The following is a 12,720-nucleotide window of genomic DNA, read 5'->3' on the forward strand; positions in this document are numbered from 1 at the left end:
CCCATGGCGACACAAACCGTATCCGCTAAGCCCCGCACCTTCATGGGCCTGTTCTGGCGCCGCTTTAGGCGGCACAAGATGGCCATGGCGGGGCTCATCGTCATCGTCCTGCTCATCCTCATGGCCATCTTCGCCCCCTGGATCGCCCCTTACGACCCCACGGCCCAGCCCACGGGGGAGGACGTGGGCCAGTACTACTTCAACCCCCCATCCCGGGAGCACCTCCTGGGCACGGATGACCTGGGGCGGGATGTGCTTTCCCGCATCATCTACGGTTCCCGCATCTCCCTTTTGGTGGGCTTCGCCGTGGCCTTTTCCAGCGTGATCCTGGGGACCATCATGGGGACCCTGGCGGGCTACTTCGCGGGCCGCCCCCTGCGGTTTTACCTGGGCCCCTTGCGCAAGGAGAAGGAGGGGTTTTACCCCCTTTCCTTTGCCCTTTGGCGGGTCTTCTCCTGGGTGCTCTACTACGGGGTGCTCTACCTGGCCCTCTCCATCGCCTGGGCCTTGGCGAAGGACGGGATCCAGGCGGGGGCCTTGGGCAGCTACCTGGGGTTCGGCCTGGTGCTGGTCCTGGCCCTCTGGGCGGGGTGGTATGGGCTTAAGGGCCAGATCCGCCTGGACCTGGACATCGCCATCAGCCGCCTCATCGACTTCATGCTCACCATCCCCACCCTGCCCCTTCTCCTGGTGCTTTCCGCCCTCCTCCGGGATCCGGGGGTGAAGGTGGGCCAGTGGGCCCAAGGGGTGTTTGGGGATGCTGCAAGCGTGTTCATCATCATCACCATCCTGGTCCTCTTCGGCTGGCTGGGCACCGCCCGGCTGGTGCGGGGGAACATCCTCTCCCTTAGGGAGCAGGACTACGCCACCGCAGCCCAGGCCCTGGGGGCCAGGGACGCCCGCATCATGTTCCGCCATCTGGTGCCCAACACCCTGGCCCCCCTCATTGTCCAGGCCACCCTGCAGATCGGCGGGGCCATCCTGGTGGAGGCGGCGCTTTCCTTCCTGGGCTTCGGCATCCAGCCCCCGGTGGCCACCTGGGGCAACATGCTCACCAACGCCCAGGAGTACATCTTCACCGCCCCCTGGCTCGCTTTGCCCCCGGGGTTCATGATCTTCATCACCGTCCTGTCCTTCAACTACCTGGGGGACGGCCTCCGGGACGCCCTGGACCCGAGGAGCAAACTCTAACATCACCCCATGCTGGCTTGGGCCAGCATGGGGGCCCCGGTAAAAAAGCCCGCAGGGCTTCCGTACTTTGGCTTGGGCGAAGGATTCACGTCAAAGGGGGCTAGGGCCTGAGCTTTTCCTCCGGGTAGGCGGCCTCCACGAAGTAAAGGCCGTGGGCCGGGGCGGTGGGGCCGGCCAGGCGGCGGTCGGCGGTTTCCAGGATGGCCTTCAGGCTCTCCGGGGGGCGCTTTCCCAGGCCCACCTCCAGGAGGGTGCCCACCATGCCCCGCACCTGGCCCCGGAGGAAGCTTTGCCCCCGGAAGTAAAAGCGCACCTCGAGGCCCCCTTCCCCTTCCACCTCCTCCACCCTGGCCTCCAAAAGCTCCCGTACCCCTTCCCGGGTTTCCTCCTTGGCGAAGCCCAGGAAGTTGTGCCGCCCCAGGAGAAGGGGCAGGGCCTCCCGCATGGCGGAGAGGTCCAGGGGGCGCTTAAGCCAAAGCGCCCGGTGGCGCAGGAGGGGGGAAGGGTGGGGCCGGAGGAGCACCCGGTAGCGGTAGGCCCGCCAGAGGGCGTCCTTGCGGGCGTGGAAGTCGGGGGCCACCTCCCTGGCCCCCACCACCTTGAGGTCCTCGGGGAGGAGGCGGTTCAGGGCCTCGGGCACCTTCGCCACCGGGATCCTGCCCTCCACGTCCACGTGGAAGGGCATGGCCAGGGCGTGCACCCCGGCGTCGGTGCGCCCGGCGGCCACGGCCTTGGGAAGGGCCCCGATCCTGGGCAGGGCCCTTTCCAGCTCGCCCTGCACGGTGCGCAGGCCCTCCCTTTGCCGCTGGAGCCCGGCGAAGTGGGTGCCGTCGTACTCGCAAAGGAGGAGGAGGCGGCGCACGGCCAAAGCTTAAGTGCCCGCACGTCCCTTTCGCAACATGAGATGCCCGAAGTGGGGCTGGGCGGAGGCCCTTTTGGGGCCCCCGCCGCGGCGGGGTGTTTAATCCGCCCCCACGGGGGTTTTGAAGGGGTGGCCCTCGAGGGCCACCCCTTCCCCCACCACCTTAAGCCCCACCCGGTCCCCCACCCGGTAGGGCGCCCCCGGGCTTTCCTGCACCAGCACCTCCCGCTCCCCAGGCCCCAGGAGGCGCACCCGGTAGGTGAGGTCGTGCCCCTTGAACTCCCGGGCCACCACCTCCCCCGTGGGACCTTCTTTCGGGGGCGTAAGCCGCAGGGCCTCCGGGCGCAGGGAGAGGAGAAGGGGCCCGAAGGCGGGCTCGGCCAGGGGCACGGGGCCCAGGCAGGTCTCCGCCACCTGTCCCCTCCCCTCCCCGGGAAGGAGGTTGGTGCGGCCCAGGAACTGGGCCACGAAGGGGGTCTTGGGCCAGAGGTAGACCTCCTCGGGAGTGCCCACCTGGAGGATCTCCCCCCCCCGCATCACCCCCAGGCGGTCGGCGAAGGAAAGGGCCTCCTCCTGGTCGTGGGTAACCAGGAGGGCGGTGGTGCCCGTTTCCTTCAGCACCTTGCGCACCTCCTCACGGGTGGCGGCCCGAAGCCCGGCGTCCAGGCTGGAGAAGGGCTCGTCCAGAAGCACCAGCTTGGGCCCCGGGGCCAGGGCCCGGGCCAGGGCCACCCTTTGCTGCTGCCCCCCGGAGAGCTCGTGGGGCTTGCGGTGCTGGAAGAGGGTCATGCCCACCCGCTCCAGGGCCCTTTGCGCCCTCTGGAGGCGGTCCTTGCCCCTTAGGCCGAAGGCCACGTTGCCCAGGGCGGTGAGGTGGGGGAAGAGGGCGTAGTCCTGGAAGACGAAGCCCACGCCCCGCCTTTCGGGGGGAAGGGAGGTGACGTCCCGGCCCTGGAGGAGGACCCGGCCGGCGTCCGGGGCTTCCAGCCCGGCGATGATCCGCAAAAGGGTGGTCTTGCCGCAGCCCGAGGGGCCCAAAAGGGCCAGGATCTCCCCGGGGTAGACCCAAAGATCCACCCCCTTCAGCACCTCGTGTCCGCCGAAGCGCTTCCTTATCCCCTGGAGTTCTAGAAGCGGCGCTCGCTCCAAAGCAACACCCCCACAAAGGCCGCCGAAAGGAGGGCGATGAGGAGGGCGAAGGGGGCGGCCTCGGCGAACATGGCTTCCTGAGTGTAGCTGAAAACCCGGGTGGAAAGGGTGCTGTAGCCCATGGGGGCCAGGAGGAGGGTGATGGGCAGCTCCTTCACCGCCCCCATGAAGGCCAAGGCGCCCCCCGCCGCCACTCCCCGCCAGAGGAGGGGGAAGGTGACGCGGAAGAAGGCCCGGGCGGGCGTCTCCCCCAGGGTCCTCGCGGCCTCCTCCAGCCTCTTCGGCACCTGGCGCAGGGCGCTTTGGACGGGACCCAGGGTTTCCGCCAAGAGGTGAAAGGCCAGGACCAGGACCAGAAGGGCCAGGTTCCCGTAGAGAAAGGGCAGGCTTCTCAAGCTGAAAAAGATCCAGGCCAAGGCGAAGGCCAAGGGAGGGATGGCGTAGCCCAGGTAGGCCAGGCGCTCCAACAGGGAGGAGGCGAAGGAAGGGTGGCGCACCACGAGGTAGGCCAGGGGCAGGGCCATCCCCACGGAGAGCAGGGCGGCGGGAAAGGCCGCCAGGGCGGAGTGGAAGAGGGCCTCGTAAAGGCCCTGCAAGCTTTCCCTGGGGAAGCGGCTCGCCAGGTGGAAAAGGGCGTAAAAGGGAAGGACCAGGGCCAGGAGGACGGGGGTGAGGGCGAGGAGGTAGGCCAAGGGAGCCCAGGGTCCCAGGCGCACCGCCCTGGCCTTCCGGCCCGAGCCCTTGCCCGTGCGGGCCAGGGCGAGGCGCCGGAGGAAGAGCCCCTCCAGGAAGAGAAGCCCCCCGGTGAGGAGGAGGAGAAAGAGGGCAAGCCACGCGGCGTACACCCGGTCAAAGGCGGCGTTGTATTGCAGGTAGATGGCGTAGGAGAAGGTCTCGTAGCGGAGAAGGCTCACCGTGCCGAACTCCCCCAGGACGTGGAGCCCCACCAGGAGGTAGCCGGAGAGGAGGGCGGGGAGGAGCTGGGGAAAGACCACCCTAAAGAAAGCCGCAAGGGGCTTCTGGCCCAGGGTCCTGGCCGCTTCCTCCAAGGAGGGGTCCAGGCCCAGGAAGGCGGCCCGCAGGGAGAGGAAGAGGTAGGGGTAGGTGATGAAGGAGAGGACCAGCAAAGCCCCCCAGTACCCCTCCAGCCGGGGGAGGGGGAGTACTCCCCCAGGCCCCGTGGCCGCGAGCAGCACGAAGGCCCCCACGTAGCCGGGGACGGCCAGGGGCAGGGCGAGGAGGAGGGCCAGAAGCCGCTTGCCCTTGAGGTCCGTGCGGGTGGTGAGGAAGGCCAGGGGCAGGGCGAGGAGGGTGGTGAGGAGGAGAACCCCCAAAAGAAGGGCCAAGGTGTTTCCCAAAAGCTCCAGGTTCTTGGGCCGAAGGAGGATCTCCCGCAGGGCCAGGGGGTCGGCCTCGAGGGCCCTGAGGACCAGGTAAAGGAGGGGAAGGGCCACCCCACCCCCCGTGAGGAGGGCGGGGAGGAGGAAGGGCAGAAGCCCGGGAAGGTGGGGCAGTTTCAGGGTCATAACCCCTTGGTGTGCATCCCTCGTCCTAGACCAGGCGTGGTGCCAGGGCCCCCATGGGGCGGTATCACAGGATGCCTAGCTCCCGGAGAAGCTTGAGGGCCTCTTCCAGGGGAAGCCTCTCAAAGTCCAGCCTGGGGCTTTTCCTGAGGGCCTCCTCGAGGGGCAGGAGGTTGGGGTCCACCACCACCCCCTTGACCAAGGGATACTCTCCCACGTTGCCCACGAAGTACTGCTGCGCCTTGGGGGAGAGGAGGTAGGTGAGGAACCGGGTGGCGGCGGCCAGGTTCTTGCTGGTCTTCAGGATGCCCGCCCCCGTCACCAGGGCCAGGTTGCCCACGTCCCCGTCCTTGAAGTGGTGGAGGCCCAGGTTGTACCCCGCCCGGCGGAAGCGCACCACGTAGTAGTGGTTGGTGGAGCCCAGGTCCACCTCCCCGGCGCGGATGGCGTCCAGCATGGCGGGGTTGGAGGGGTAGGCCTTGGGGGCGAGGGCCTTCATGGAAAGAAGCCACTCCCGGGTCTTGGCCTCCCCGTGGAGGAGGATCATCCCGGCCACCATGTCCTGGAAGCTGGAGTAGGTGGGGGTCCAGCCTATCCGAAGCCCCTTTTCCCGGACGAACCGGGGAAGGTCCTGGAGGCTATCGGGAAGTTCCTCGGCCTTCACCTTCTGGGGGTTGTAGGCCAGGACCCGAAGCCGCACCGTGATCGGCACCCAGGCCCTGGAAGCGGGCACAAAGGCCACCGGCCTTCCCAAGAGGGTTTCCCCCAGGGGTCTGAGGAGTCCCTTGGCCGCGGCCTGTCCCAGGGCCCCGGAGGTGTTGAGCCAGAGGACATCGGCGGGGGAGCGGCTTCCCTCTTCCTGGAGGGCGGCGAGGATCTGGGCGTCGGTGCCGTAGCGCACCTGGACGCGGATCCCCGTTTCCTCCTGGAACTGGCGGAGGATGGGCTCCACCAGGCTCTGCCCCCGTCCGGAGTAAAGGGTAAAGGTGGCTTGCTGGGCGAGGCCCAGGCTTAAGGCGGTGAGGCCGATCAGGGTAAGAAGCTTTCTCATGCTACCTCCTTGGGAAATGGCCCGGAAGCGCGGGCCGAGGGCGCCCTCGGGGGGACTCTACCTCGCCTCCGGCAAAAAGTCAAGTATTCCGGTCGGATTTAGTAAGTTTAGGAATGAGAAGCGTTTGCATCCAGGGAAAGACCCCGGCCAGGTCCTTAGGGGGCGGGGGGGCCTTTCCCGTGCCCACCAGGGGCACGGGGTTTCGGGTGTGGTGGGGGTGCCAGGGTTCCTCCGCGTTGCCGTGGTCGGAGGTGAGGCAAAGTTCCCCTCCCTCGGCCAGGAAGCCTCGGAGGAAGCCCGTAAGCTCCGAAAAGCGCTGGGGCAGGGTCTCGGGGTGGCGGTGGGCGGCCAGGTCCAGGGCCCAGTACTCCAGGACCACCAGGTGGAAGCGGCGGGCGAGGTCCGCCGCCTTGGCCCCGGCCCCGTAGGGGTCTTCCCAGAAGCCGGGGGGCAGGGCCAGGGGGTGGCCCTGGGGGAGGAGGGGGAGGCCCGCCAGGCGGGCGGCCTGGGCGAAGGCGGAAAGCAGAAGCCTCCTTCCCTCCGTGGCCCGCTTCAGGTATAGGTATTCAGGCCGGTAGGCGTTGGCGTGGAGGACCTTCAGGCCCCTGCCCTTGGCCCAGGCGTAGAGGCTTTGCGCCAGGAGGGGCCTGAGCCTGGGGCTCGGGAAGGGGCCCTGGTGGTGGCCGAGAAGCCGGGCGGCGTTCACCCCCGTGAGGAGGGTGGTCTGGCCCGTGCCCGACTGGGGCAGGCCCTCTACCCCCAAGGCGGCGTCCAGGGGGTGGGGGGAGAGCTCTAGGAGGAGGGGGAAAAGGTCTTCCAGGGCTTCTCCCAGGCCCAAGCCGTCCACGAAGAGGAGGAGCACCCCTTTAGTGTGCCCTTTGGGAGAGGGGAGAAGGTGGTGGGGTTTCCAAAACCTTGGGGAGAGCGGGGTATTCTGGAAGGGGAGGTGTCCTTATGCCGGTGAGGAAAGCCCAGGCGGTATGGGAAGGCGGGTTGCGTTCGGGCAAGGGGGTGATGAGGCTTCAGAGCCAGGCCTTTGAGGGGCCTTATTCCTTCCCCTCGCGCTTTGAGGAAGGCCCTGGCACCAACCCCGAGGAGCTCATCGCCGCGGCCCACGCGGGGTGCTTCTCCATGGCCCTGGCGGCCAGCCTGGAGCGGGAGGGCTTCCCCCCCAAGCGGGTTTCCACCGAGGCCCGGGTCCACCTGGAGATGGTGGAAGGAAGCCCCACCCTCACCCGGATTGAGCTCGTGACCGAGGCCGAGGTACCGGGGATATCCCCGGAGAAGTTCTTGGAGATCGCCGAGGCGGCCAAGGCGGGGTGCCCGGTCTCGCGGGCCTTGGCGGGGGTGAAGGAGATCGCCCTCTCGGCCCGCCTGGTGGGCTAAGCGGCCACGCCTCGGTGAGTTCCCTGGGAAGGGGGTTGCCTTCGCATACCCTCTCGGCGTGAAGCCTTCGCCCGAACCAGGGTCCTGGGGCCCTTTGGGGTTCCTTTTCCGGCCCAAGCCGACATGGGGTGGCGTCAGCCTTCCCCCTTCCAAAGGAGGCGGCCACAGGAGGGGCAGCGGGTGAGCTGCCCCTGGACTACCTTTTGCGCCACGTGGGTGGGCAGGACCACGTTGCACCCCTCGCAGCGGAAGACCTGGCCTTGGCGGAGCATGCGCACGATGCCGGTGCCCTTGCGGGCCCGGCGGATGGCCTCGTACTCCTTGAGCACGGGGGTGGGAATGCCCTGGGCCATGGCCTCCCGCTCCTCCTGGAGCCTTTGGATCTCCACCTTCAGGGCCTCCACCCTCAGGGTGTTTTCCTGGAGGAGGGCCTCGAGGCGGGGACGGAGGCCGGCGAGGCCCTCCTCCACCTGGGCGATCTGGGCCTCCACCTCTTCCATGGCCTCCATGATGGGGGTGGAGAGCTCCAGGAGCTCCTTGATGCGGTCCTTGATCTGCTGGATGCGGTTCTCGTACTGGGTCTGCTCCCGGGCGCTTTGGGCCTGGCGCTGCTCCGCCTCCGCCTGCTTTTCCTTGGCGGTGAGGTCCTCTATGTCCAGGCTGTGGCGGGTGTAGGCCTTGCGCAGCTCCGCCTGCCGCTCCAGGAGGTCCCCGAGCTCCCGCTCCAGGGCCTCCACCTGGGCCTTCACCGCAAGGAGCTCCTCCGGAAGGCTTTCCGCTTCTTTCTGGAGCCGATCTATTTCCAAATCCTTTTCCTGAAGGGCGTAAAGGGCCTTCAGCGCCTCCAGCTGTCCCCGTTGAGGAGCGTCCGCCCCGTTCACGTTTCCCATTCTAACCCGGTGAGGAAGGGGTTGGCCCGGGCCTCGAGGCCCAGGGTGGTCCCGGGGCCGTGCCCGGGGTGGACCCGGGTTTTGGGGGGAAGGGCGAGAAGGCGCTTCAGGGAGGCGAAGAGGGCCTTGGGGTCGGCCCCGGGGAGGTCGTAGCGGCCCACCCCTCCCCGGAAGAGGAGGTCCCCGGAGAAGACCTGGGCGCCCTCGGGGTCATAGAAGGCCACGTGGCCGGGGCTGTGGCCGGGGAGGTGGAAGACCTGGAATCCGAAAAGCGTCATGCCCTCCTCCAGGGGCTCCACGGGGAGGGGGGGCTTGGGAATGGCGAAGCCCCAGGCCCGGGCGACGAGGTCCGCTCCTTCGTACAGGGGGAGGTCCAGGGGGTGGAGGAAGACGGGAAGGCCCAGGGCCTCCACCAGGGGGGCCACGGCCCCCACGTGGTCAAAGTGGGCGTGGGTGAGGAGGATGGCCCTCGGGGTGAGGCCGGTTTCTCGGAAAAGGGCGAAGAGCCTCTCCGGTTCGTCACCCGGGTCTATGAGGACCGCCCCCTCCCCGGTCTCCACCAGGTAGGCGTTTTCCTGGAGGGGGCCCAGGGTGACGGGAAAGACCCTCATGGCTCGGTGGGCAGGCCCTCCTGGAGCCACTCGTGCATGGAACCCAGGTAGTTCCTGGCCTTGACCCCCAGGCTCCGCAGGACGAAGAAGGCCACGGCGCTCCTGGCCCCGGAGTGGCAGTAGACCCCTACCTCCTGGCCGGGCTTCAGGGAAAGCCGTTCCAGCAGCCCTTGGGGCTCCAGAAACAGGTCCAAGGGGGCGTTCCTGCTCCCCGGGATGCGCCCTCCCCGGGGGCAGCAGGGGGGGTGAACCTGGCCCTGGAACTCCTCGGGGCTCCGCACGTCCAAAAGGAGGGGGTGGCGGGCGGCCTCGTCGGCGGTGAGGAGCCAGTCCCGCCGGAGCTTGGCCACCACCTCCGTGCGCTCGGGCTTGGGCTCTTCCTTCTCCGTGGCCTGGGCCTCCCACCCCTCGGTCCAAAGGCTCACCTCCAGCCCCCCCAGGCCCAGGAAGAAGGCGGTGCGGCACAGGCGGCTGGTGAGCCCCTCGTCGTAGAGGACCACGGGGCTTTTCAGGCCCAGGCTTTGGAAGAGCTCGGTGAGGCCCGCTTCCAGGGCCTTAAGCTCCGCCTCCTCCCGCAGGCGAAGCCGGGGGGCGGAGAGGTCCAGGTGGCGGGCCCCCGGAAGGTGCCCCGCCTCGTAAGCGGCCCGGGGACGGGTGTCCACCAGGACGGCGTCCTTGGGCAGGTCCATGGGCCTGATTATAGGGGACGCATGGGTAAGCCAGAAAGAGTAAGGGTACTTGACAAAAGAGCGCGCATGTGTTATTAGTGTACTTCGGAGGTGATGGGTATGGCTCTGGTGCGGAAGGACGCGCGCGCCACGGAGATCACGCCCTTCAGGACCTGGGGACCCCTCTCCCTCTTGGAGGAGGCCAACCGGCTCTTTGAGGAGGTGATGGGCGAGTTCGCCCGGCCCTTGGCTACCGCTTACGTGGCCCCGGCGGACCTCTACGAGACCGACGAGGCCTTGGTCCTGGAGATGGCCGTTCCCGGCCTGGCCCCGGAGGACCTGGAGGTGAGCCTCGAGGGCACCAAGCTCACCGTCCGGGGCCAGGTGAAGCCTCAGGAGGACGTGAGGGTGCGCCGCTACTACCTCCAGGAGATCCCCCACGGCTCCTTCGTGCGCACCTTCACCCTGCCCGTGGAGGTGAAGGCGGAGGAGGCCAAGGCGGAGTTCCGCCACGGGATCCTGAGGCTCACCCTGCCCAAGGTGGCCGAGGCCCGGGCCAAGCGGATCCCCATTGAGGTGGTCCAGTAGCCCTAGGCCCTGAGGAACCCCCTGGGGAAGCCCCAGGGGGATTATACCCCTTTGGCGTGAATCCTTCGCCTAAGCCCTACGGGCCTTTTTGACCGGGGCCCCCATGCTGGCTTGGGCCAGCATGGGGTGGTATTACGCTACCCTCCCCGGCCCAGGGCCTTCCCCAGCCGCCTCAAGGCCTCCTCCAGGACCTCGGGGTAGGTGGCGAAGTTGAGGCGCACGTAGCGGTCGTACCCCTCCCCGAAGCTCTCCCCCGGGTTCAGGGCCACCCGGGCCTCCTTTAGGAGGTGGGCCGCCGCTTTGGGGATCCCCGTCTTGAGCCAGGCCAGATAGGTGCCTTCCGGGGGGAAGTGGCCGAGGCCCACCTCCCGGGCCCAGGCCGCCACCCGGTCCCGGTTGGCCTTAAGCCTTTCCCGGGTTTCCCGAAGCCAATCCTCCCCCTCCAAAAGGGCAGCCTTCCAGGCGGCCATGGCCAGGACGTTGGGGAAGGTGTGGGGGAGGTGGCGCTTCAGGGCTTCCACCAGGGGCTTGGGCCCCACCGCCGCCCCCAGGGGCAGGCCCGCCAGGTTGTAGGCCTTGCCCGGGCCCAGGAGGGTGAGGGTGCGTTCGGGGAGGAAGCGGGCCAAGGGGACGTGAGGCCTCTCGTAGGTCAGGGGGGCGTGGAGCTCGTCGGAGACCACGATGAGGTCGTGCTTGCGGGCGATGTGGGCCAGGGCCAGAAGTTCCTCCTCGGTGAACACCCGGCCCGTGGGGTTTTGCGGGTGGCAGAAGAGGAGGAGCCTCGAGGCGTAGGCCAAGCGCTCCAGCCCCGAAAGGTCCAGCCTCCACCCCTCCTCCGTCTCCCTCAGGGGGTTGGAGAGGAGGGTGCGCTTCTGCTCCCGGATGGCGGCCAGGAAGGGAGGGTAGACGGGCACCTGGCTCAAGACCCCCTGCCCGGGGGCGGTGAAGGCGGCCACGGCGGCGTACAGCCCCACCACCACCCCGGGCATGAAGGCCACCTCCCCCTCGAGGCCTCCCTTTTCCAGGAGGAGGGCCTTGAGCTCCGGGTCCCCTTCCCGGGGCGGGTAGCCTAAAAACCCCTCCGCCCGCTCCTTCAGGGCCTTGCGGATGGGCTCGGCCACGGGGAAGTCCATGTCCGCCACCCACAGGGGGAGGACGTCCTCGGGGTAGGCGCTCCACTTCAAGGAGTCCTTGCGGGGGGGAAGCACCATGGGGTTATCTTACCGCCCGGCCCAGGCGCCTCAGCATGTAAAGGGAAAGGAGGACGAGAAAGAGGCTCACCACCTGGGTGGCGGTGAAGAGGCCGATGCCCAGGGCTTCGTTCCGGTAGACGGGAAGCCAAAGGGGGTTCAGGCGGAAGGGCTCCTCCAGGACCGAGCGGAGGACGCTGTACCAGAGGAGGAAGTTCCAGAAGGCGTACCCGTAAAAGGGCTTTTTCCTGAGCCAGTAGAGGGAGAGGGGCAGGAGGACGAGCCCCACCAGGGCCCCGTAGACCTGGGTCAGGTGCACCGGCCCCCGGAGGAGCTCTTGGCACCGGTAGACCTGGGAGATGTCGTCCATCCCGGGGCAGACCCCGGGGAAGCCCCGGGCCCACTCCGGCCAGGTGAAGCCGATGGGCAAGGAGGTGAGGCGGCCCACGGTGTCCGAGCCGTTCATGAGGTTCCCGATCCTTCCGGCCACGATGCCCAGGGCCACCCCGGGGGTGGCGGCGTCCAGGTAGGGCCACAGGGGATAGCCCCGCTTCCGGTGGAAGTAGTAAAAGGCCAGGGTGCCCCCCAGGATGGCCCCGTGGAAGGAAAGCCCCCCGTGCCAGATGTAGAGGATTTCCACCGGGTTTTCCAGGAAGTAGCCGGGGGAGGTGAGGACGTACCCCAGCCTGGCCCCCACCACCCCCCACACCACGGCCCAGAAGACCGCGGTTTCAAACCGCTCCGTGTCCAGCCCCCAGGCCTTCAGGCGCCTCTTGGCCAGCTCAAAACCGATGAAGATGGCCAGGGTGAGGAGGAACCCGTACCATTGGATCCTCAGGGGGCCGATCTGGATCATGGTGGGGTTCATCCCTGGCCTCCCAGAAGCGCCGCCATGCGCTCGGCGAGCTCTTTTTCCCCAAAGGCCCCTTCCAGAAGCACCTCCTCCCCCCAAAGGAGCACCGGGACCCGGAAGGTGTACCGCCGGAAAAGCTCCGGGTCCCGGTCCACATCCCGGCGCACGTAGGGCACCCCCAGGCTCCAGAGGGCCCTTTCCGCCTTCTCGCAAAGCCCGCACCCTTCCCGGGTGACGAAGACGAGCTCCATGGGGGAAAGCATACCCCAGCCCGGCTAGAAGATCTGGCGCAGGACCCAAAGCCCCATGGCCAGGTGGACCAGCACCTTGGCCACCAGGCCCCCCATGAGGCCCACCAGGGTGCCCCAGGCGGCCTTTAGGGCCTCCTCGGGCCTGCGCCCCGAGAGGTACTCAAAGAGCCACGCCAGGAGGAAGGGAAGGACCAAGACCCCCACCACCCCCAGGAAAAGGCCCAGAAGGCCACCCAAAAAGGCCCCCCAAAGCCCCGCCCGGCCCGCCCCGTAGCGCCTGGCCCCCCAGAGGGCCGCCAGGTTGTCCAGGGTCATGGCCAGAAGGGCCAAGACCCCAAGGAGGGCCCACGCCCCTAAAGTGAGCTCCCGGAAGCCCCCAAGGAGCTCGTGGAGGAAGGCGGCGAGGAGGATGACCAAGGTGGCGGGCACCAAGGGGAGGAGGGTGAGGAGGACCCCGAGGAGCCAGAGGACCACGAAGAGCCAGTCGGCGAAGGCGTCCACGGAAAA

The 12,720-nt window shown here is 68.2% G+C and carries 15 protein-coding genes; 3 read left to right on the top strand and 12 right to left on the bottom strand.

All coding sequences use genetic code 11. The annotated features are described in order from the left end of the window. Positions 1-3: 3 nt before the first annotated feature. Positions 4-1,191 carry an ABC transporter permease gene (locus ACY5J6_RS01140; protein WP_462845596.1) on the top strand — a complete coding sequence of 396 codons (1,188 nt, stop codon included), beginning with the start codon at positions 4-6 and terminating at the stop codon, positions 1,189-1,191. 100 nt (positions 1,192-1,291) lie between these two features. Here ACY5J6_RS01140 and truA read toward each other — a convergent pair whose 3' ends face one another. The 5 genes from truA to ACY5J6_RS01165 form a co-directional block, all read right to left on the bottom strand. Next, entirely contained in the window at positions 1,292-2,053 is a 762-nt protein-coding gene (truA, locus tag ACY5J6_RS01145) for a tRNA pseudouridine(38-40) synthase TruA (protein WP_462845597.1), read from the bottom strand. A gap of 99 nt (positions 2,054-2,152) precedes the next feature. Beyond that, positions 2,153-3,202 carry an ABC transporter ATP-binding protein gene (locus tag ACY5J6_RS01150; protein WP_462845598.1) on the bottom strand — a complete coding sequence of 350 codons (1,050 nt, stop codon included), beginning with the start codon at positions 3,200-3,202 and terminating at the stop codon, positions 2,153-2,155. Then, a complete protein-coding gene (locus ACY5J6_RS01155; protein ID WP_462845599.1) occupies positions 3,181-4,728 on the bottom strand; it encodes an ABC transporter permease in 1,548 nt (515 codons plus the stop codon). The genes ACY5J6_RS01150 and ACY5J6_RS01155 overlap by 22 nt, the downstream gene beginning before the upstream one ends. A gap of 64 nt (positions 4,729-4,792) precedes the next feature. Further along, positions 4,793-5,776 (bottom strand): iron ABC transporter substrate-binding protein, encoded by a 984-nt coding sequence (locus tag ACY5J6_RS01160; RefSeq protein ID WP_462845600.1) that lies wholly within the window; start codon positions 5,774-5,776, stop codon positions 4,793-4,795. Positions 5,777-5,855: 79 nt separating this feature from the next. After that, a complete protein-coding gene (locus ACY5J6_RS01165) occupies positions 5,856-6,638 on the bottom strand; it encodes a metalloenzyme (protein ID WP_462845601.1) in 783 nt (260 codons plus the stop codon). Positions 6,639-6,730: 92 nt separating this feature from the next. Here ACY5J6_RS01165 and ACY5J6_RS01170 point away from each other — a divergent pair, with 92 nt between their 5' ends. Further along, on the top strand, positions 6,731-7,162 hold the full coding sequence (locus tag ACY5J6_RS01170; RefSeq protein WP_462845602.1) for an OsmC family protein: 432 nt from the start codon (positions 6,731-6,733) through the stop codon (positions 7,160-7,162). A 134-nt stretch (positions 7,163-7,296) separates the two neighbouring features. Here the strand turns inward: ACY5J6_RS01170 and ACY5J6_RS01175 are convergent, their stop codons facing one another. The 3 genes from ACY5J6_RS01175 to ACY5J6_RS01185 are packed head-to-tail and all read right to left on the bottom strand — an operon-like array spanning position 7,297 to position 9,352. Beyond that, a complete protein-coding gene (locus ACY5J6_RS01175; RefSeq protein WP_462845603.1) occupies positions 7,297-8,052 on the bottom strand; it encodes a zinc ribbon domain-containing protein in 756 nt (251 codons plus the stop codon). Next, positions 8,040-8,663 (bottom strand): MBL fold metallo-hydrolase, encoded by a 624-nt coding sequence (locus ACY5J6_RS01180; protein ID WP_462845604.1) that lies wholly within the window; start codon positions 8,661-8,663, stop codon positions 8,040-8,042. Before ACY5J6_RS01180 ends, ACY5J6_RS01175 begins: the two co-directional genes overlap by 13 nt. Continuing rightward, positions 8,660-9,352: a sulfurtransferase gene (locus ACY5J6_RS01185; RefSeq protein WP_462845605.1), complete on the bottom strand. Its 693-nt coding sequence runs from the start codon at positions 9,350-9,352 to the stop codon at positions 8,660-8,662. The genes ACY5J6_RS01180 and ACY5J6_RS01185 overlap by 4 nt, the downstream gene beginning before the upstream one ends. Before the next feature lie 99 nt (positions 9,353-9,451). Here ACY5J6_RS01185 and ACY5J6_RS01190 point away from each other — a divergent pair, with 99 nt between their 5' ends. Further along, positions 9,452-9,919 carry an Hsp20/alpha crystallin family protein gene (locus ACY5J6_RS01190; RefSeq protein ID WP_462845606.1) on the top strand — a complete coding sequence of 156 codons (468 nt, stop codon included), beginning with the start codon at positions 9,452-9,454 and terminating at the stop codon, positions 9,917-9,919. Positions 9,920-10,056: 137 nt separating this feature from the next. Here the strand turns inward: ACY5J6_RS01190 and ACY5J6_RS01195 are convergent, their stop codons facing one another. Genes ACY5J6_RS01195 through ACY5J6_RS01210 form a run of 4 tightly spaced genes read right to left on the bottom strand, consistent with a single transcriptional unit; the run spans position 10,057 to position 12,714 of the window. Continuing rightward, on the bottom strand, positions 10,057-11,130 hold the full coding sequence (locus ACY5J6_RS01195) for a cystathionine beta-lyase (RefSeq protein ID WP_462845607.1): 1,074 nt from the start codon (positions 11,128-11,130) through the stop codon (positions 10,057-10,059). 4 nt (positions 11,131-11,134) lie between these two features. Then, complete coding sequence (gene lgt / locus ACY5J6_RS01200; RefSeq protein ID WP_462846475.1) at positions 11,135-11,965, bottom strand: prolipoprotein diacylglyceryl transferase; 831 nt, start codon at positions 11,963-11,965, stop codon at positions 11,135-11,137. Positions 11,966-11,973: 8 nt separating this feature from the next. Continuing rightward, positions 11,974-12,225, bottom strand: coding sequence for a glutaredoxin family protein (locus tag ACY5J6_RS01205; RefSeq protein ID WP_462845608.1), 252 nt, complete (start codon positions 12,223-12,225; stop codon positions 11,974-11,976). A 12-nt stretch (positions 12,226-12,237) separates the two neighbouring features. Continuing rightward, entirely contained in the window at positions 12,238-12,714 is a 477-nt protein-coding gene (locus ACY5J6_RS01210; protein ID WP_462845609.1) for a DUF456 family protein, read from the bottom strand. Positions 12,715-12,720: the final 6 nt, after the last annotated feature.

It is taken from the genome of Thermus sp. H19.2, assembly GCF_054979525.1.